The 17,657-nt window shown below is 40.4% G+C and carries 20 protein-coding genes; 15 read left to right on the forward strand and 5 right to left on the reverse strand.

Annotation, left to right across the window (positions count from 1 at the left end):
- Positions 1-161 precede the first annotated feature (161 nt).
- Positions 162-593 carry an exonuclease III gene (locus OIZ54_RS02645; RefSeq protein WP_264389625.1) on the reverse strand — a complete coding sequence of 144 codons (432 nt, stop codon included), beginning with the start codon at positions 591-593 and terminating at the stop codon, positions 162-164.
- Positions 594-834: 241 nt separating this feature from the next.
- Here OIZ54_RS02645 and xthA point away from each other — a divergent pair, with 241 nt between their 5' ends.
- Genes xthA through OIZ54_RS02660 form a run of 3 tightly spaced genes read left to right on the forward strand, consistent with a single transcriptional unit; the run spans position 835 to position 3,091 of the window.
- Positions 835-1,641 carry an exodeoxyribonuclease III gene (xthA, locus tag OIZ54_RS02650; protein WP_096041844.1) on the forward strand — a complete coding sequence of 269 codons (807 nt, stop codon included), beginning with the start codon at positions 835-837 and terminating at the stop codon, positions 1,639-1,641.
- 5 nt (positions 1,642-1,646) lie between these two features.
- The gene (locus OIZ54_RS02655) at positions 1,647-2,294 is read left to right on the forward strand and encodes an energy-coupling factor ABC transporter permease (RefSeq protein WP_024034028.1); all 648 of its coding nucleotides are present in this window, start codon (positions 1,647-1,649) and stop codon (positions 2,292-2,294) included.
- Positions 2,291-3,091: a putative RNA methyltransferase gene (locus OIZ54_RS02660; protein ID WP_264389626.1), complete on the forward strand. Its 801-nt coding sequence runs from the start codon at positions 2,291-2,293 to the stop codon at positions 3,089-3,091. The genes OIZ54_RS02655 and OIZ54_RS02660 overlap by 4 nt, the downstream gene beginning before the upstream one ends.
- A 132-nt stretch (positions 3,092-3,223) precedes the next feature.
- Here OIZ54_RS02660 and yfbV read toward each other — a convergent pair whose 3' ends face one another.
- Entirely contained in the window at positions 3,224-3,670 is a 447-nt protein-coding gene (yfbV, locus tag OIZ54_RS02665; protein WP_264389685.1) for a terminus macrodomain insulation protein YfbV, read from the reverse strand.
- 300 nt (positions 3,671-3,970) lie between these two features.
- On the opposite strand from yfbV, the gene OIZ54_RS02670 reads away from it, so the two are divergent.
- The 7 genes from OIZ54_RS02670 to OIZ54_RS02700 all read left to right on the forward strand — a co-directional run bounded on the left by OIZ54_RS02670 (position 3,971) and on the right by OIZ54_RS02700 (position 10,626).
- A complete protein-coding gene (locus tag OIZ54_RS02670; RefSeq protein ID WP_248461694.1) occupies positions 3,971-5,185 on the forward strand; it encodes an acetate kinase in 1,215 nt (404 codons plus the stop codon).
- A gap of 2 nt (positions 5,186-5,187) precedes the next feature.
- Positions 5,188-7,347: a phosphate acetyltransferase gene (gene pta, locus OIZ54_RS02675; RefSeq protein ID WP_264389627.1), complete on the forward strand. Its 2,160-nt coding sequence runs from the start codon at positions 5,188-5,190 to the stop codon at positions 7,345-7,347.
- Between the two features lie 226 nt (positions 7,348-7,573).
- Complete coding sequence (locus OIZ54_RS02680; protein ID WP_004587776.1) at positions 7,574-7,963, forward strand: ACT domain-containing protein; 390 nt, start codon at positions 7,574-7,576, stop codon at positions 7,961-7,963.
- Positions 7,964-8,461, forward strand: a complete 498-nt coding sequence (locus tag OIZ54_RS02685; protein ID WP_054982398.1) for a PTS glucose transporter subunit IIA — start codon at positions 7,964-7,966, stop codon at positions 8,459-8,461. It abuts the gene before it with no gap.
- Positions 8,462-8,465: 4 nt separating this feature from the next.
- Entirely contained in the window at positions 8,466-8,810 is a 345-nt protein-coding gene (locus OIZ54_RS02690; RefSeq protein WP_264389628.1) for an ArsC family reductase, read from the forward strand.
- A complete protein-coding gene (gene dapE, locus OIZ54_RS02695; RefSeq protein ID WP_264389629.1) occupies positions 8,810-9,940 on the forward strand; it encodes a succinyl-diaminopimelate desuccinylase in 1,131 nt (376 codons plus the stop codon). Before OIZ54_RS02690 ends, dapE begins: the two co-directional genes overlap by 1 nt.
- The gene (locus OIZ54_RS02700) at positions 9,940-10,626 is read left to right on the forward strand and encodes a M15 family metallopeptidase (protein ID WP_264389630.1); all 687 of its coding nucleotides are present in this window, start codon (positions 9,940-9,942) and stop codon (positions 10,624-10,626) included. The genes dapE and OIZ54_RS02700 overlap by 1 nt, the downstream gene beginning before the upstream one ends.
- 19 nt (positions 10,627-10,645) lie before the next feature.
- Here the strand turns inward: OIZ54_RS02700 and OIZ54_RS02705 are convergent, their stop codons facing one another.
- Entirely contained in the window at positions 10,646-11,518 is an 873-nt protein-coding gene (locus tag OIZ54_RS02705; RefSeq protein WP_054982394.1) for a DMT family transporter, read from the reverse strand.
- A 382-nt stretch (positions 11,519-11,900) separates the two neighbouring features.
- On the opposite strand from OIZ54_RS02705, the gene OIZ54_RS02710 reads away from it, so the two are divergent.
- The 4 genes from OIZ54_RS02710 (at position 11,901) to OIZ54_RS02725 (ending at position 15,010) form a co-directional block, all read left to right on the forward strand.
- On the forward strand, positions 11,901-13,265 hold the full coding sequence (locus tag OIZ54_RS02710) for a COG3014 family protein (protein ID WP_264389631.1): 1,365 nt from the start codon (positions 11,901-11,903) through the stop codon (positions 13,263-13,265).
- Between the two features lie 8 nt (positions 13,266-13,273).
- Complete coding sequence (locus OIZ54_RS02715) at positions 13,274-13,699, forward strand: YcfL family protein (RefSeq protein ID WP_024032667.1); 426 nt, start codon at positions 13,274-13,276, stop codon at positions 13,697-13,699.
- Positions 13,700-13,710: 11 nt separating this feature from the next.
- Positions 13,711-14,328: a penicillin-binding protein activator LpoB gene (gene lpoB, locus OIZ54_RS02720; protein WP_029772074.1), complete on the forward strand. Its 618-nt coding sequence runs from the start codon at positions 13,711-13,713 to the stop codon at positions 14,326-14,328.
- 214 nt (positions 14,329-14,542) lie between these two features.
- Positions 14,543-15,010 carry a glycine zipper 2TM domain-containing protein gene (locus OIZ54_RS02725; RefSeq protein WP_004587767.1) on the forward strand — a complete coding sequence of 156 codons (468 nt, stop codon included), beginning with the start codon at positions 14,543-14,545 and terminating at the stop codon, positions 15,008-15,010.
- Between the two features lie 84 nt (positions 15,011-15,094).
- Here the strand turns inward: OIZ54_RS02725 and OIZ54_RS02730 are convergent, their stop codons facing one another.
- Positions 15,095-16,312 carry a pyridoxal phosphate-dependent aminotransferase gene (locus OIZ54_RS02730; protein ID WP_004587766.1) on the reverse strand — a complete coding sequence of 406 codons (1,218 nt, stop codon included), beginning with the start codon at positions 16,310-16,312 and terminating at the stop codon, positions 15,095-15,097.
- Positions 16,313-16,575: 263 nt separating this feature from the next.
- Positions 16,576-16,920: an Hpt domain-containing protein gene (locus OIZ54_RS02735; protein WP_029772072.1), complete on the reverse strand. Its 345-nt coding sequence runs from the start codon at positions 16,918-16,920 to the stop codon at positions 16,576-16,578.
- Positions 16,921-17,057: 137 nt separating this feature from the next.
- Between OIZ54_RS02735 and OIZ54_RS02740 the strand changes: the two genes are divergently transcribed.
- Positions 17,058-17,654: a tRNA-uridine aminocarboxypropyltransferase gene (locus OIZ54_RS02740; protein ID WP_264389633.1), complete on the forward strand. Its 597-nt coding sequence runs from the start codon at positions 17,058-17,060 to the stop codon at positions 17,652-17,654.
- The last annotated feature ends 3 nt before the right edge of the window (positions 17,655-17,657 follow it).

Genomic DNA, 17,657 nt, shown 5'->3' on the forward strand with positions numbered 1-17,657 from the left:
GCACAAGCCGCCAACAATCAATAAGTTACGTGTATTTAGCTTGTTTTATATACATTAATCAATTACTTAGCTTTGCAATGATTGCTGCATACCTTGTAATTTTTGCAAAAAAATACCCAGTACAAACTGGGCATTATTTTAATCTACATGTTACCGCGCAATTAGATTGCTGCGTTTTGGTAACGCTTTACAAATTCAGTTACGTTTTGTCCGTTACACTTTAACGAGTTTAAGTTACCAATTTTTTGGCGAACAGGCGCAAGGCCTTGCTTTAACGCTGTGATACATAACTGTGTTTCTTGGTGTTCATCTTTTGCAAACACTTCAACTTTTGATTCAGCAGCTTGGTTAGACGTTACTTTTTTAGCAATGTCGCGAATATCTTGACCATTACATAAAACACTTTTAGAAAAACGCGATAAGTATACACCGTGTTGTGCTGCTTCTTTACGCGCTGCGCTAAAGCCTTCATTTGCACTTAATACACATAATTTAGATTCAAGTTTATTATCTTGGCTAAAGTAAGTGTTGCTTTTTGCTGGTACAGACGCAGAGGCTAATAAAGCAGTAGCTAAAAGTAATTGTGTTTTCATGAGAGAGATCCTATTTGAACGACTAAATAAGTAATTTTTGCGCATTATATATTCAATAATCACGAGATCAATTGAATTTTTTATTTATTTAAATAATTAATAAAGCATTTACAATGTTTAAACTTTACACACCAATTGATCAACATTTGCGCAGCTATTTTCTCATTTCGATCATGTTATGTAGGCTTATTTACTGATACAATTTAGTTATAAAAACAGAGTCTAATTAAAGGTAAATTTTATGAAGGTTATTTCTTTCAATATCAATGGTCTGCGAGCTCGCTTACACCAGTTACAAGCAATTATAGATAAACACCAGCCAGACATTATTGGTTTGCAAGAAATTAAAGTTCATGATGAGGCGTTCCCTCTCGAGGACGTACAAAAAATGGGTTACCACGTTTATTTTCATGGTCAAAAAGCGCACTACGGTGTGGCAATGTTATGCAAAAATGAGCCTAAATCGGTCTTAAAAGGTTTTGCCAGCGACACTGAAGAAGCACAAAAACGCATGATAAGTGTGACAGTTGAGCAAGAAAATGGCCGCGACCTAACGGTAATGAATGGTTATTTCCCACAAGGCGATAATATAAATCACGAAACAAAATTCCCTTATAAGCGCCAGTTTTACAAAGATTTAATGACCCATTTAGAAACAAACCACACGCCCGATGAAGATGTTATCGTTATGGGCGATATCAATATTTCGCCTACCGATTTAGATATTGGTATTGGTGAAGTAAACGCTAAACGCTGGCTTAAAACAGGTAAGTGCTCGTTTCAACCAGAGGAGCGCGAATGGCTTGCTAAATTATTAAATTGGGGCTTTAAAGATACCTTCAGAGAGCAAAACCCTGATACAAGCGACAAATACTCGTGGTTTGATTATCGCTCTAAAGGGTTTGTAGATAATCGTGGCCTACGCATTGATGTTGTACTTGCTACCCATGCCCTTGCCGAGCGATGTATTGATACCGGCATAGATTACGAATTACGCGGCATAGAAAAGCCCTCTGACCATGCGCCAATTTGGTCAACCTTTAAATAATTGCTATGTTAACGCTTAAAATGCAAGGGCTACTTTGGGCCCTTGTTTTAATTATTACCTTTATAAGCGTAGAAAAAAATACCTATAAAGCACTTTATAAAACGCCTGCACGGCAAATAGGGGTACTTGCGTGTGCGTTAGTGTTTGCCATGTTATGGCAAATTAAAGCGGGTATTTTAAGCGGTCTTGATTTACACATTTTAGGTGTAACTGCCGCAACGCTAATTTTAGGGTGGCGCCTTGCTATTTTAAGTAGCCTGCTGGCTAGTGCCCTATTGGCGGCTTTTGCAAACATTGATCTTAATCTTTTGCCCATGCAAATACTGTTTGGTGCATTTATTCCTACATTATTAAGCTACCTTGGCTTTATAATGAGTTATCAGTATTTACCGCGTCACTTTTTTGTTTATATTTTTGTGTGCTCTTTTATATTGGCAGGCTTTATTGCATGTCTAAAAATAAGCTTAGGGGCTTTGTTTTATTTGCTTATAGGGCAATATAATTGGCAAGAATTGGCAGATAATTACGTATACCTAAGTGCTATCATTTGGTTTCCTGAGGCAATGCTTAACGGTATGGCCATTACGCTTTTGATCACTTATCGGCCACACTGGGTCAAAACTTTTTATGATAAGGACTACCTAGACTCATGAGTCTGCAATACCAATGCCCTTTATGTAACCACGCACTTTTAAAACATAATTCATCACTTCGATGTGACAATAATCACACCTTCGACTTTGCCAAAGAAGGCTATGTAAATTTACTACCGGTGCAACACAAAAACTCAAAGGAACCGGGTGATTCGCTCGAAATGGTACAAGCAAGGCGTGCTTTTTTAGAGCAAGGCTTTTACGCATTTTTACAGCACGCATTAAGTAATATAATTAGTGAGCGCAAACCAAACGTGCTAATAGATTTAGGCTGCGGCGAAGGATTTTATACTCATGCCATTGCAGATAAAATAGAGGCGCAGGTATACGGCGTTGATATTTCTAAATCAGCCGTAAAATATGCAGCAAAGCGATACCCACAATGTCATTTTAGCGTTGCATCAATTAGCCAGACGCCTTTTAAGTCAGGCACTGCTGACGTATTACTTAGTGTTTTTGCGCCTTTGTTTGAGCAAGAGCTGGCGCGTTTAGCAGCGCCAAATGCCACATTAGTAGTTGCAAGCCCAGGGCCATGGCATTTAAAAGAGCTTAAAGAATATATTTATGCAGATGTAGCAAAACACACTGAAATTGACACGCCAAGCGGCTTTATAAAAGCAGATCAAAAGCTCATTACAGAGCAGGTTACGCTTAATTTTTCAGATATTAAAAATTTAATAATGATGACACCATTTGCGTGGAAATTTAGACCTGAACATTGGCAAACTCTTGAAGAAAAAGGCGCCCAAAGCGTCACCCTATCGTTTTACATTACCGAGTTTAGTAAAGCCGATTGATGTTTTAATAACGAGTGTTAGTGAGGAAGTTACTGCCCGGCTATATTGAGTAAGCTCATATGCCAGAGGGAGTGTTATGAATAAATGGAGCAAAGCGTGCGCTCTGCTCATACACTTACAGGTAAACGCGCTCTAAAATTGCTCTTTAGTAAACGCTTTATCCATTTTATCAAACATGTCTTTTAATAATTGTGCAAGCTCCATATAACGGGGCTTGTTTTCGCTTATTTGGGCTTGATAGCCATTTGCCACCATTTTGGTATATAACTCGTTGTACCATTTTTGCATGCTCGGTTCTAATGGTGTTTCGGCTCGCTTACCTAACCAAAACAAGCCTTGCAACGGCAACGATAAAAAAAACAATGCACTGGCAATCGCTTGCGGTAAAAAATCGGGGCCTAAATAGTTAAGCTGAAAAAATAACGTAAGCATGGCTAATATTGGCATTACAGTAATTGCCAGCTCGGTTGCCTTAATTACTTTAAATTCGTTAAACAACGGTGCTAACTCTTTACGCATAGGCCATTTTTTTGCATATGCCCTACCCGTTTGTAATTGTGACATCACACTTTTTTGCATCATGACTCCTCACATCTAAACTTTTAAACCCGTAGCGCCTGCTTGCCACTGCCTGTAAGTGTAACACAAATAAATAGCTTCACACTTTAGCAGTAAAAGTTATTGTTTTTGTATATATAAGCAACTAAACACTAAACTAAATTTATTAACTGGGTTAAAATACTCATCTTATAAATTAGACTTTAGTCGCTTTTTTATCACCTATATGGTGGCTAAGTTTACCTTTAATTTGCACCTTAAGTGTATTGTTCATATCTTAACGTACACTTACTAAATTTATTGTTTATGGAAACTGTATCTATGCCAACTACGCCCTCTAAATCACAACACGTTTTAGTATTAAACTGTGGTAGTTCGAGTTTAAAATTTGCCATTATTGATGCTGATAACGGGCATGAAATTATTTCGGGCTTAGCTGAACGCCTAGGTTCAGAAAATCCATCTATCAAATATAAATACCAAGGTAATAAAACCGTTATCACCTTAGCTGCTAATCAAGCGCATGGTGAAGCAATTAATACGCTTGTGAGCCTAATTAAAGATCACCACTTAGATGAGCATTTAATTGCCGTAGGCCATCGTGTTGTTCACGGTGGTGAGCACTTTACTCAATCTGCATTAGTAGATGAAAAAGTCATTGCGGGTATTTCAGATGCTTCAAGCCTTGCCCCTTTACATGGCCATGCAAACTTACTGGGTATTTCATCAGCGCAGGCTTCGTTTGCTGGTTTGCCACAGGTTGCTGTTTTTGACACTGCATTTCATCAAACCATGGATAAAGTAGCCTATTTATATGCACTCCCTTACAAGCTATACACAGAGCACGGTGTTCGCCGTTACGGTATGCACGGCACAAGCCACTATTATGTAGCAGGCCAAACCGCTAAATTAATTAATAAGCCTGTTGAGCAAAGCAATTTTATTAGTGCGCATTTAGGTAATGGTTGTTCTGTGTGTGCAATTAAAGGCGGTAAAAGTGTAGATACTAGCATGGGCTTAACCCCGCTTGCTGGGTTAGTAATGGGCACCCGCAGTGGTGATATCGACCCTGGTTTATTTAACTTTTTAACAACACAACTTAATTACGATGCAAAACAAATCGACAACTTACTTAATAAAGAAAGTGGTTTGTTAGGTATTAGTGAGCTGTCTAACGACTGCAGAACCATAGAAGAAGCCGCTGTAGCTGGCCATGAAAAAGCCGCCCTTGCACTTGACATTTTTTGCTACCGCCTTGCTAAACAAATTGCCGCCTACATGGTGCCATTACAGCAATTAGATGCGCTTATTTTTACCGGTGGTATAGGCGAAAACTCAGATATTATCCGCGAAAAAGTAATCACACAACTGGCGTTTTTAGGCCTAGATTGCGATAAACAAGCCAACTTAGATGCGCGATTTGGTAATGAGGGCATTATTAGCTCTGACAACGCGATCACTAAAGCGGTTGTAATGCCAACTAATGAAGAATGGGTAATAGCCCTTGATGCCGCTAACATTGTGAAGGAGCTTTAATTATGGCACGTCGTATTATGTTAATTCCGGTTTCTACGGGTGTTGGTTTAACATCTGTTTCTGTCGGGTTAGTGCGTGCGCTTGAGCAAAAAACCGTGAAAGTTAACTTTTTCAAGCCAATTGCCCAGCCACGTACGGGTGAAACAGGCCCTGAAAAATCAACTCAAATTATTATGCAAGGCTCATCAATTACCCCACCAACTCCCTTTGCATTAAGCTATGCAGAGCAAATGATTGGCGATGGTAAGGGCGATGATTTACTTGAAGAAATAGTAGAGCGCTTTGAAAGTAAAATTAACGATGACGAAGTGGCTATTATTGAAGGTATGGTGCCTACTCGCCGCCAACCTTATGCTGGGCGTGTAAACCGCGAAATAGCCCAAACTCTGGGTGCCGATATTGTATTTGTATTAACCCCTGGTAATTACACCATTACGCAAATTGAAGACCGTTTAGAAATTGCTGCTGGGTATTATGGTGGCATTGATCACCCGCGGGTTTTAGGCTGTATTTTTAACAAAGTGAATGCCCCGCTTGATGAAGAAGGCCGCGCCCGCGCTGATTTGGTCGATTCATACAAAGCAGAAGAGCTCGATAACGAATTAAACCGTTTAGCTTCTTTACCTATTTTTAGAAAAAACCCATTTATGCTGTTAGGCGCCATCCCGTGGGACTTTGATTTAGTTGCGCCGCGCGTTAAAGATTTAAGCGCGTATTTAAAAGCCACCATAATTAACGAAGGCGACATGCTACACCGTCGCTTACGCCGTATTACATTTTGTGCGCGTACCGTATCAAACATTTTGAACCACTTTACACCGGGCGCATTATTAGTCACCCCAGGCGACCGTTCAGATATTTTAGTCGCTGCGTGTTTGTCGGCCATGAACGGCACTAAAATTGGTGCTATTTTACTTACCGGTGGTTTTGAACCAGAGCCGCGTATAATGGCGCTGTGTGAACAAGCAATGCAAACAGGCTTGCCTATTTTAGCCACAGAGGCCGATACTTGGCGTACATCATTACTACTGCATAATTTTAATATGGAAGTACCAAGCGATGATGACCAACGTATTGAAAAAGTAAAAGATCACAACGCAGAATATATCGATTCTGATTGGCTCGATACGCTTGCAAAAAATGTTGGTAGAACACGTAAGCTCTCTCCTCCTGCGTTTCGTTATTTACTTACAGATAAAGCCCGTAAAGCAGCTAAAACAGTGGTACTTCCTGAAGGAAATGAGCCGCGTACTATTAAAGCCGCGGCTATTTGTGGACAACGTGGTATTGCCAAAACAGTATTACTTGGCGATCGCGATGAAATAATGCGTATTGCCGAGCAACAAGGTATTGAGCTTAACGAACATGTAAGTATTGTTGAGCCAAAATCGGTGATTAACGACTATGTTGCACCTATGGTCGAAATTCGTAAAAGCAAAGGCTTAACAGAAGTCGTAGCACAAGAGCAATTACAAGATAATGTTGTACTGGGCACTATGATGCTTGAGCAAGGTAAAGTCGATGGCTTAGTATCTGGCGCTGTTAACACAACAGCCAATACAATTCGCCCACCGCTGCAGTTAATTAAAACCGCTCCAGGGTCATCACTTGTATCGTCTGTGTTTTTTATGCTGCTGCCTGACCAAGTACTGGTATATGGCGACTGTGCAATTAACCCCGACCCTAATGCAGAACAATTAGCAGATATCGCTATTCAGTCAGCCGATTCTGCAGCCGCGTTTGGCATAGAGCCACGTGTTGCCATGATAAGCTACAGCACAGGTACTTCTGGCTCTGGCGCCGACGTTGAAAAAGTGCGTGAAGCCACTCAAATTGCTCAACAAAAACGTCCAGATTTAATTATTGATGGGCCATTGCAATACGACGCTGCGATTATGGAAAATGTTGCTCTTAAAAAAGCACCAAATAGCCCAGTAGCCGGTAAAGCTACGGTATTTATTTTCCCAGACCTTAATACCGGTAACACAACCTACAAAGCCGTACAACGTAGTGCCGATCTAATCAGCATAGGGCCTATGCTACAAGGTATGCGAAAGCCCGTTAACGATTTAAGCCGTGGCGCATTAGTCGATGACATAGTGTATACCATTGCACTTACGGCTATTCAAGCAGCTCAAGTTGAAGCGCTCGAAAACGCCTAAATCAAACTAGTGCTTTTTATAGCCTAGCTAATATTTACTTATTAATTAGTTAGTTAGGCTATTTATACCTACCAATTCCCATACTTATCCACAGAAATTGTGGGTAAGTTTTAAATCCTTATTACCCACAGTCACACAGCCTTTATTTTAGTGGCTGTTACACCTTTAATTTAAAGCCAATAATCTATACTATTAACTGACTCTATACGCTGTTTGCAGGTTATTAATGTCAAAACAAACATTACAATTACACAGCACGCTGTTGTCAATTCATAGTTTAGAAGTGGATGCAGACATTCCTGTAGCGCTATTAAAATTACCCCTATTTTTTATTTCTAAAACTCACGATGAGCTTTCTATTGTTTGCCCTAGTCATTTTGCTATTGAGTGTTTAGATACAGAGCCTGATTGGCAAGCACTTGAAGTGGTTGGGCCGTTGGGGTTTTCTTTAACGGGGATTATGGCCAATATATCTGGCGTGCTTGCAAAGGCTAATATTTCTATTTTTTCTATTTCAACCTACGACACAGATTATATTTTGGTAAAAAAACACACTGCGCAGCAAGCCATCACTGCACTTAAAAACGATGGCTACAATTTAGTAGTAGATCAATAAATGAGAGCAGCCTCTATCAAGTTTTTAGCGCAAAATAAGCTCCCCGCCAGCGCATTAAAAATTACCAGCCCTTTTAGCGGCAAAGTCATTGATTTAAACCAACACCCTGAGCCCTTTTTTAAATTTTCTACCCTTGGGCCAACTATGTTGGTTGCATTAAGTAATCATAAAATTTTAGCGCCCTTTGATGGCACTTTAGTGCAGGTTAAAAATGCAGGATGTGAATTTATTCTCCAAGCAAATAACGGTTTAAAGGTTCTCATTAACTTGTCACTACCGGCGCAGCAGCCTATTACACACACACATATTGCACAGCTAAATGGCAGCAAAATAAGCAAAGGGCAGCGCTTAGCTTACTTTGATTTACGCGAACTTAAATCGCCCTTACTGGCCAGCTTGGTGCTATTAAATGGCCATAACTTAGGCACTTTTCATTATTCACACACGCACGTAAATGCGGGTGTAGACCCCCTTTTAACTATTATTAAGAAGAACTAAACCTATGATCACTCTTTACGGCATTAGTAATTGCGACACCATTAAAAAAGCCAAAAAATACCTCGCCGACAACAACATAGATTTTACCTTTCACGATTACCGAAAAGACGGTGTAAACGAGCAGCTTGTAAGCGAATTTGCTGAGCATATTGACTGGGAGCAATTAGTTAATAAGCGTGGCACAACCTATCGTGCACTCTGTGATGAGCAAAAGCAAAACCTAAGCAAAGACAATGCTATAACATTACTTGTAGAGCAACCAGCTATGATCAAGCGCCCAGTGCTTGTTAATAACAACAGCTACCACTTAGGCTTTAAAGCTGCGCAATACGATGAGATATTTAAATAATGACACATGAAGTACTTGCACTTGCACAAGCGCTTATTCAGCGCGAGTCGGTAACCCCTGAAGATGCGGGTTGCCAATCAATGATGAACGAGCGTTTAAAAGCCCTAGGCTTTAATATCGAGTCGTTGTTTTTTACCGATACACTCAATACATGGGCCCGAAAAGGAAACGAGTCGCCACACTTTTGTTTTGCAGGCCATACCGATGTTGTCCCTACAGGCCCTGCACAAAACTGGCAGCACCCGCCATTTTCAGGCTTAATTGAAGATGGTTTGCTGCATGGCCGAGGCGCAGCTGATATGAAAGGTTCCCTGGCAGCAATGCTTGTTGCTACTGAGCGCTTTGTAGCTAAAAACCCTGATCACAAAGGCTCTATCTCATTTTTAATTACCTCTGATGAAGAAGGCCCCTTTATCAACGGCACAACCAAAGTAATAGACACGCTTGAAGCACGCGGCGAAAAAATTGATATGTGCTTAGTGGGTGAGCCTTCATCGCGAGATGAACTCGGTGATGTAGTGAAAAATGGCCGTCGTGGCTCCCTTACTGGCTTTTTAAAAGTAAAAGGTGTGCAAGGCCATGTAGCCTACCCCCACTTAGCACAAAACCCAATTCATTTAGCTGCCCCCGCCATTACTGAACTTAGCCAAACAGTGTGGGACAACGGCAATGAATTTTTCCCCGCAACCAGCTTCCAGGTATCAAATATAAAGGGTGGCACGGGAGCCGGTAATGTCATACCAGGCGAGCTTGAGGTGCAATTTAATTTTAGATTTAGTACCGAAGTAACTCATCAGCAACTACAAGAACGGGTTAATGCTATTTTACAAACGCATGACTTAAACTACGAATTAAGCTGGATAGTAAATGGCTTGCCGTTTATTACCGAGCATGGCCCGTTAGTTGATGCCACCGTAAATGCGATTAAATCTGTCACGGGGTTAACCACTAACCTCGAAACCACCGGGGGTACGTCAGATGGGCGCTTTATAGCGCAAACAGGCGCAAAAGTGATTGAACTAGGCCCCCGCAACGCCACTATTCATAAAGTAGATGAATGTGTAAGCACCGATGATTTAATCGCTTTAGCTGATATTTACGAGCAAATTTTAGAGCAATTGTTAACCTAATGGCACTCGATACCAATACATTAGCAATGTGTATCACTGGACAAAGTGATACACATCTCACTGAGATTCAATCGCATCGGTTACATACTGATATTATTGATGACTTTTTAGCCCTGCAAAATGGCGCTAAAAATGCAGGTTTTGAGTTGACTATTGCCTCAAGTTTTCGCGATTTTAATCGCCAAGCCATGATTTGGAATAACAAGTTTTTAGGTATACGCCCTGTTTTTAATAAACAGCAACAGATAGTGGATTTAAGCCAACTAAATGAGCTGGAAAAATGCACGGCTATTATGCTCTACTCTGCCTTGCCAGGGGCTAGTCGGCATCATTTAGGTACCGACCTTGATGTGTATGATACCGCTGCAATTAACGATGACTATAAGCTGCAACTTACCCCTGATGAATACCAACATGGTGGTCCATTTGCGCCACTCAGCCAGTGGCTTGATAAAAATCTAGCTAAATATGGTTTTTATCGCCCCTACAAACAGGATTTAGGCGGCGTAGCACCTGAACTTTGGCATATTAGCCATATTAAGCAATCTCAGCGGTTAGTAAACACATTGAGCGAAGCGATGCTTTACGAATGTATAAGCAACAGCGATTTAGAGGGTAAGTCAGCTATTTTAGATAATTTACCCGCGCTATATAAACGTTTTATAACAAATGTAAGCCCGCCTTAATAGCGGGCTTTTCTTGGCATTACCGCGCTGTATGCTTATTTAATATAAACACCAATACCGAGCCAAGTATTAGTGAGCTTGCAATAATAAACTCCACTGTTACCTGCTCAGATAAAAACAACATACCAGCGATAGCAGCCAGTACAGGCACACATAACTGTACGACCGCCGCTTGCGTGCTTTTTAGTAGCGGCATGGCCACATACCAAATACTGTAACCAATGCCTGATGCAATGGCGCCCGAGGCGCACGCTAGTAACACCCCTTGCATACTTACTGTTTTTAAATAGCCTATTGCTACAAGTAATAAAACAGGAATAGCCACTAAGCTTCTAATAAAGTTAAAGGCGGTGGTCCGCAGCGGCGATACACACGCTTTACCGCGTATACTGTAAACGCCCCATGCAACGCCACTTAACGCCATAAGCGATGCCCCTAACAAAGAAGGCACAGCGGCAGAGGGCAACATTAAATACACAAACCCAGCTAACGCGACAAAAAAAGCCCCCCACTGCAATTTACTTAGCTGCTCTTTTTTATATATGCCCCAACCAATCATGGTAAGTTGCACCGCTGAAAATAAAATAAGCGCACCGGTGCCTGTATCTAGCTCTATATAAGCAATAGAAAAACAAAGTGCATATACCAATAAACTAATACTGCTTCGCCAACTTCCGGTATCACTTAAAATAGCGTCATTAAGCGCCCCCTTACGCTTAAGGTTATACGTATATACAGCCATAATTAAGCCTAAACACACGGCACCACTTACGAGCCTGATAATTGTAAAATTCCACGCATCAATATAACCTTGCGCTAACGCCATACGGCAAAGTAAAGAATTTGCCGCAAAGGCTATTAATGCAACGAGGGTGTATAAAGTGGCTTTCAAAATCGCTCCTTAACTAAAACCTTATAATGAGATGCTTTAAATTGGCTTGCTCAGCCAGCTCTGTATTTAAACAGCTGAGCCATTTAGCTGTAAAGCGGCATTGTTGTAATTACTCTAATCTTATTCGCAGCATTATAACTTTATATACTGCTAAATTGCTGTAATTAAGCGTCTATCCTCTGGTATTCACAAGCTATTCATGATGATTTGCCTACCTTAAATACACGTAATTTAACTAACGCGCGCTGACCTTAGGGGGAATAATTTTCAATCTTCACAGGTCTATATGCCCTAAAGTAGGCTACGCTTTTTTACACTATTTCACACAAATCCAAAACCAGAGTATGTTAATCTTTAAAACCTAACTATATAGGAGTGCTCAGTGCGCCAAAGTATAATTTTAAGTGTTTGTTTTATATTAAGTGGATGCAGCACCATAGGCTTTAATGATTTATTTAACGACTATGCAAGCCAAATGACGCCTGTAAGAAACGCAATTCAAAATAACAATATTGAACAGGCTCAATCACTTATTGCCAACAATAGTAAGTTACACAGTAGCTATTTACTTAACCAATTAGAGCAAGCCCGTTTAAAAGACCTTGCTAACGAGCAAAGTCTTTCACAACAACAATTTGAAAACATATACGCCCAGGTACAAACAAAACGAGAAGCAGCAAAAATTCAATTAAGTGCAGGGCTTGAACAAAGTAACGCCTTATTTACTAACGACTCTGCCATTACCTATGTACCACCGGCATATGAAATGAGTATGCTACATAGCTACAAAGCACTTAATTATGTATACAACAGTGATTTAGAAGGCGCCTTGGTTGAAATACGTCGTGCTAACAAAGTACAAGTCGATGCGCTTGCAGATAATCAAACACAAATAAACGACACAATAGAGCAAGCACAACAGCATTACCCAAGTATGAGTAATGTGACACGCGGTATTAAAAATGGTTTTCAAAATGCCTTTACGTTTTATTTATCTGCGCTGTTGTACCAAAGTGATAAACAATACGATGATGCCTACATTGATTATAAAAAAGCATTAGAGATTCAACCTGACAATCACTACTTACAGCAAGATGTAATGCGATTAGCTAAAAAGCAAGGTTTTAACCAAGATTTAGAAGAGTTTGAGCGTCGCTTTAGCCCATTAAAGCCCCTTTATGCTAATCACGGTGAAGTGGTTATATTGGTTGAACAAGGCTTAGTGCCTAAACAAGATGAATTTAAATTACGCTTGCCTATTTATACCTCCGGTGGCGATGCGCGTTTTTACAGTTTAGCAATGCCGGTTTATAAAGATAATGCGTTTATAGCTAATATTAATGGCGTAAATATAGGTTCGCAGAATTTAGAGCTCAACCCATTAGTGCATATAGAAGCATTAGCGGCTAAAACATTAGAGCAACAAATACCGGCTCGCGTATCTAGGCAAGTATTACGCTTAGTAGCCAAAGAAAAAGTGCGCGCAGAGCTTGCACGTAGCACAGGTGATGTAGGCAATATCATTGCTAATATTTATAATTTGGCGTCTGAGCAGGCCGATACACGCAGCTGGCTTACTTTACCTAATCAAATAAGCATGGCTCGTAGCAGCTTAAATGCAGGGTCGCATACACTTTTAATAGGCAATCATGCGCCTATTAATTTTACCGTTAGTAAGCAAGGGTTAACCTTAATTTACCTAACCTCTATTAATAACTATTTTAACTACCATGTGGTTCAACTCTAGGAGTCATCATGAAATATACTTTGCCATTAGTGGCTGCATTAATGCTTGGGGCATGTGCAAGCCAACCTGATACATCAGGCATTTCGGTTGAGCAAAGCAAAAATACATTTAACGAGCAGTTACATGTTGATAATCCTGCTCTAGGTGAAAAGCTTGCCATTACCGATGTTAAAACACGCCAAACAAACCAGTTAACCGACGTGGTAGTAACACTAAGCAGCCAATATAAAAAGTCGCAATATTTACAGTATCAGTTTAATTGGTACGACAAAGACGGGTTTGTAATTAAAGGAAACCACTCACCTTGGCAAGCCTTAACACTGTTTGGTTTTTCTAAAACACAATTACCCGGCTTAGCGCCAACACCGGATGCGGTTACATTTTCGCTCGCTGTAAGAGAAGTGTCTACCGACGCACAAGAATTTAAAGAATAAGGGTTATAAAGATGATCACTACACAATTTAAAACGTTATCGAGTTATACAGTTATTGGCCTTAGCGCACTCATTTTAAGCGGTTGTGCCAATAAAGCCGTAGTTAGTTATGGCGACGCTCAAGCAGTAGAAACCACCGATATAAACTTTGGCTCTACCGATTTACAAAAAGTAGCCAGCCAAATGACCGACTCACTACTTAGCTCGCCGGTTATTGGTACAATGACCCAAAACAAACGCCCTGTGGTATTTGTTGAGCGCATTAAAAATAAAACCAGTGAACACATAGACACTGAATCTATTACCGACTCAATCTCTACGCAACTGTTGCGCAGCGGTAAGTTTCGTTTTGTTGACATGACCCGTGTTGAATCAGTACGTGAGCAGCTTAACTTTCAAAACGAAGATGCCCTTGTAAACCCTGCCACCGCAGTTGCCTTTGGTAAACAAATTGGTGCGCAATACATGTTGTACGGCAACTTATCGAGCATTGTTAAATCAAATGCTGATAAATCAGATGTGTATTACAAATTTACAATGCGCTTAATGGATATGCAAAGCGGCCTAGTAGAGTGGGCAGACGAAACTGAAATTCGTAAAACGAAAGAAAAATCGACATTTGGTTGGTAATAGTACCAATTAGCTTAATTCACTGATCTATTTTGAGGCTGGATAAACGCGTTGATAGCTAGGAAAAATTGCTATTTATTTGTTTTAAATGAGAATTTTTAACACCGGTAGTGACACGTTTAGCCGCAAAATGATTAAGTATTTTTGCGCATTGGTATACATTTCCACGCAAAGGCAAAATATCGCCTTTGCGTAACACCAACAGGAGACATCTATGAAAGCCTTAACTATAGCAATGTGTGCATTGCTTACACTCAGTGCACCAAGTTTTGCTAACTATGAGCGAAACAAAGCCGTGCCTGTACAACAGGTTTTATTTGGCGATGTAAAATCTGTACGTAAAATTACCGAACAAGAGCTTGTGCAAGACAAAAACAATGGCTGGAAAACCTTTGGCGGCGCCCTACTCGGGGGTGTTGTCGGTAATCAATTTGGTGGTGGGAGCGGTCGTACCGTCGCCACTATTTTAGGCTCAGTCATTGGCGGAAGCGTGGCGCATAATAATCAGCAAAAAAGCTATTATAAGCAAACACACCTAGTAGAGTTATTGATTCAGGTAGAAAACGGCGATCAATACATGGTGGTACAAGACCAAGACCAGTCAATGCGCTTTAGTAAAGGTGATAACGTACGGTTGGTCTATTTAAGTGATAATACCGTAAGAGTTGACCGCGCGTACTAATAAGCCCTATCAGCATTATCGCGTAAATAAAAAACGAGCTAATTAAGCTCGTTTTTTATTTTACAGCGCATTAGTTGGGATTAACTAAACTTGGCGATAGTCTTTAAAAAAGCGCTGCATTTTAAGCATCGCACTCGATAAATCGTCTTTGTTAGGTAAAAACACTAACCTAAAGTGATCAGGCTCTGGCCAATTAAATGCACGCCCATGCACTAATAATATTTTTTCTGCTTTTAGTAAATCAAACATCATTTTTTCATCATCAGTGACATTAAAATGAGCCGTATCTACCTTAGCAAACGCGTAAAGCGCCCCTTTTGGCTTTTTACAGCTTATCCCTTCAATAGCATTAAGCCCACGCCAAGCAATATCGCGCTGAACATATAATCGCCCGCCTGGGTCGATTAAGCTATCTATTGATTGCACGCCCCCTAGCGCTTGTTGTATCGCATATTGCGCGGGTACATTGGCACACAAACGCATAGACGATAAAATATCTAGCCCTTTGCGTAAATCTTCCATTGCTGAGGTGCGCCCGCTTAGTACCATCCAGCCCATACGAATACCTGCCGCACGGTAGGTTTTAGCTAAGCCATTAAAGGTAATAATGGGCACATCGTCGCATAGCGCACCAATTGAGGTGTGGGTGATGCCATCGTATAAAATCTTTTCGTAAATTTCATCGCTAAGCAATAACAGCTTATGCTCGCGCGCCACATTAATTAACTCTAAAAGTAAATCGTCACTATAAACCGCGCCGGTTGGGTTATTAGGGTTAATTAGTACAAGCGCTTTTGTTTTAGACGTAATTTTACTTTTTATATCAGCAATATCCGGAAACCAGTCTTGCTCTTCATCACATAAATAATGAACAGGGTTGCCGCCTGCTAATTTAACTGACGCGGTCCACAGTGGGTAATCAGGCGCAGGAATAAGCACTTCATCATCGTTATTTAATAACGCTTGAGTGATCATTTGGATAAGCTCGCTCACCCCATTACCAATATAAATATTATCTACATCTAGGTTATGTAAACCTCGTTGCTGGTAATGCTGATAAACCGCTACACGGGCTGAATATAACCCCTTAGAGTCGCAGTAGCCTTGGGCCGAATACAAATTACGAATAATATCGCGGTGCATGTCCTCTGGCATATCAAAACCAAACGCCGCAGGGTTGCCAATATTAAGCTTTAGTACCTTTTGACCTTCGTCTTCCATTTTTTTGGCTTGCGCTAAAACCGGTCCACGAATGTCATAACATACACCTTCTAATTTGTGACTCTTTTTAATATCTGACATTTTTACCTCTTTGGGGCGAACTGGCTTTATGGAAAAAAATAATTAACTAGGAGTGGGTTTGTTCAATGCGAGGGCTATAACCTAATGGGCTCGGTAAAATTGTGTTACTAGCCCAAGGGTGGTCCTTGGGCAATGCGTGATCAAATTTATTATCGAGAGGCCAAACACGTCCTAGTAAAGTCTAAGACTACCCTAGTAAAGGCGTAAAATGCCAGCGTAATTAGTTGCTCAATACTGAAATAAATTCACGTTAACAAATAAAGTTAATTAGACTCTACCCACGCTCTTAATTGGGCCTGCGAACCACTTACTTGCGCCAATAAATCTGTAGATGCAGTAACAGCTTGCGCTAAGTTATCTTGATTGAGATTAAGCTCAATATCACGGGCTACATCAGATAAACTCGTGGCACCAAACTGAGCCGCGTTCGATTTTAAACTATGGGCATGACGAATCGCCGCTTCTTTATCGTTACCAATGGTTGCAATTACTTCATTACCAAGGCGCTCAAATTCACTGCAGCAAAATTCAAGTGTATCTTTAAACTGCTCACCAAGTAACGAATGCATACTTTCTAGAGCAGCCTCATCTATTTGTACTTCTGTCATATTTTAAGCCCTTCTAAACATTCCGTGTTATTTTATAATTAATAGTATTACTGTATATCTATGCGTAAAAAAATCCAACTTTATTACTTTATAAATGTATAATTATCAAAATACACTCGCAATAAAAAGTTTAATTAATGACTCGCCAAGTTTGTGAACGCTGTTTGTTTACGCCCTCTACCTGTATATGCGGGGCCATTAAACGTTTAACAAATAAAGTTAGCGTCGTTATTCTACAACACCCCAGTGAAGAAAAAATAGCGAAAAACACGGCAAAATTGCTTAATTTGAGCCTAACTGACTGCAAAATAATCAAAGGGGAAAATAATACCGACTTTGCCATACTCAACTCTTTACCTGTTAAGTCCACGGTACTGCTCTACCCTAATGAGCACGCCACCTACTTAGATGATGCAAACCCAAAGCCAGCCTTAAATAACATTACGCACTTAATCGTGATTGATGGCACTTGGAAAAAAGCCTATAAAATTTTTCAGCTGACCCCGCTACTCACTAAATTTAAAACAGTGAGCTTTATGCAGTTACCGCAAAACCGTTACGCTATTAGGAAAGCTCCCAGAGCCGACAGTCTCTCTACACTTGAGGCCGTTGCACATAGTTTGTTGTTAATAGAGCAGCTAAACCCTGCTCCGCTTTACAATTTATTAGACGAATTAATACAAAAACAAACCCAACACATGCCCGAACACGTAAAAGCACGTTACTTAAGTTAGCCA

Source organism: Pseudoalteromonas sp. A3, from assembly GCF_025942345.1.
In the GTDB taxonomy this organism is placed as follows: Bacteria; Pseudomonadota; Gammaproteobacteria; order Enterobacterales; family Alteromonadaceae; genus Pseudoalteromonas; species Pseudoalteromonas atlantica.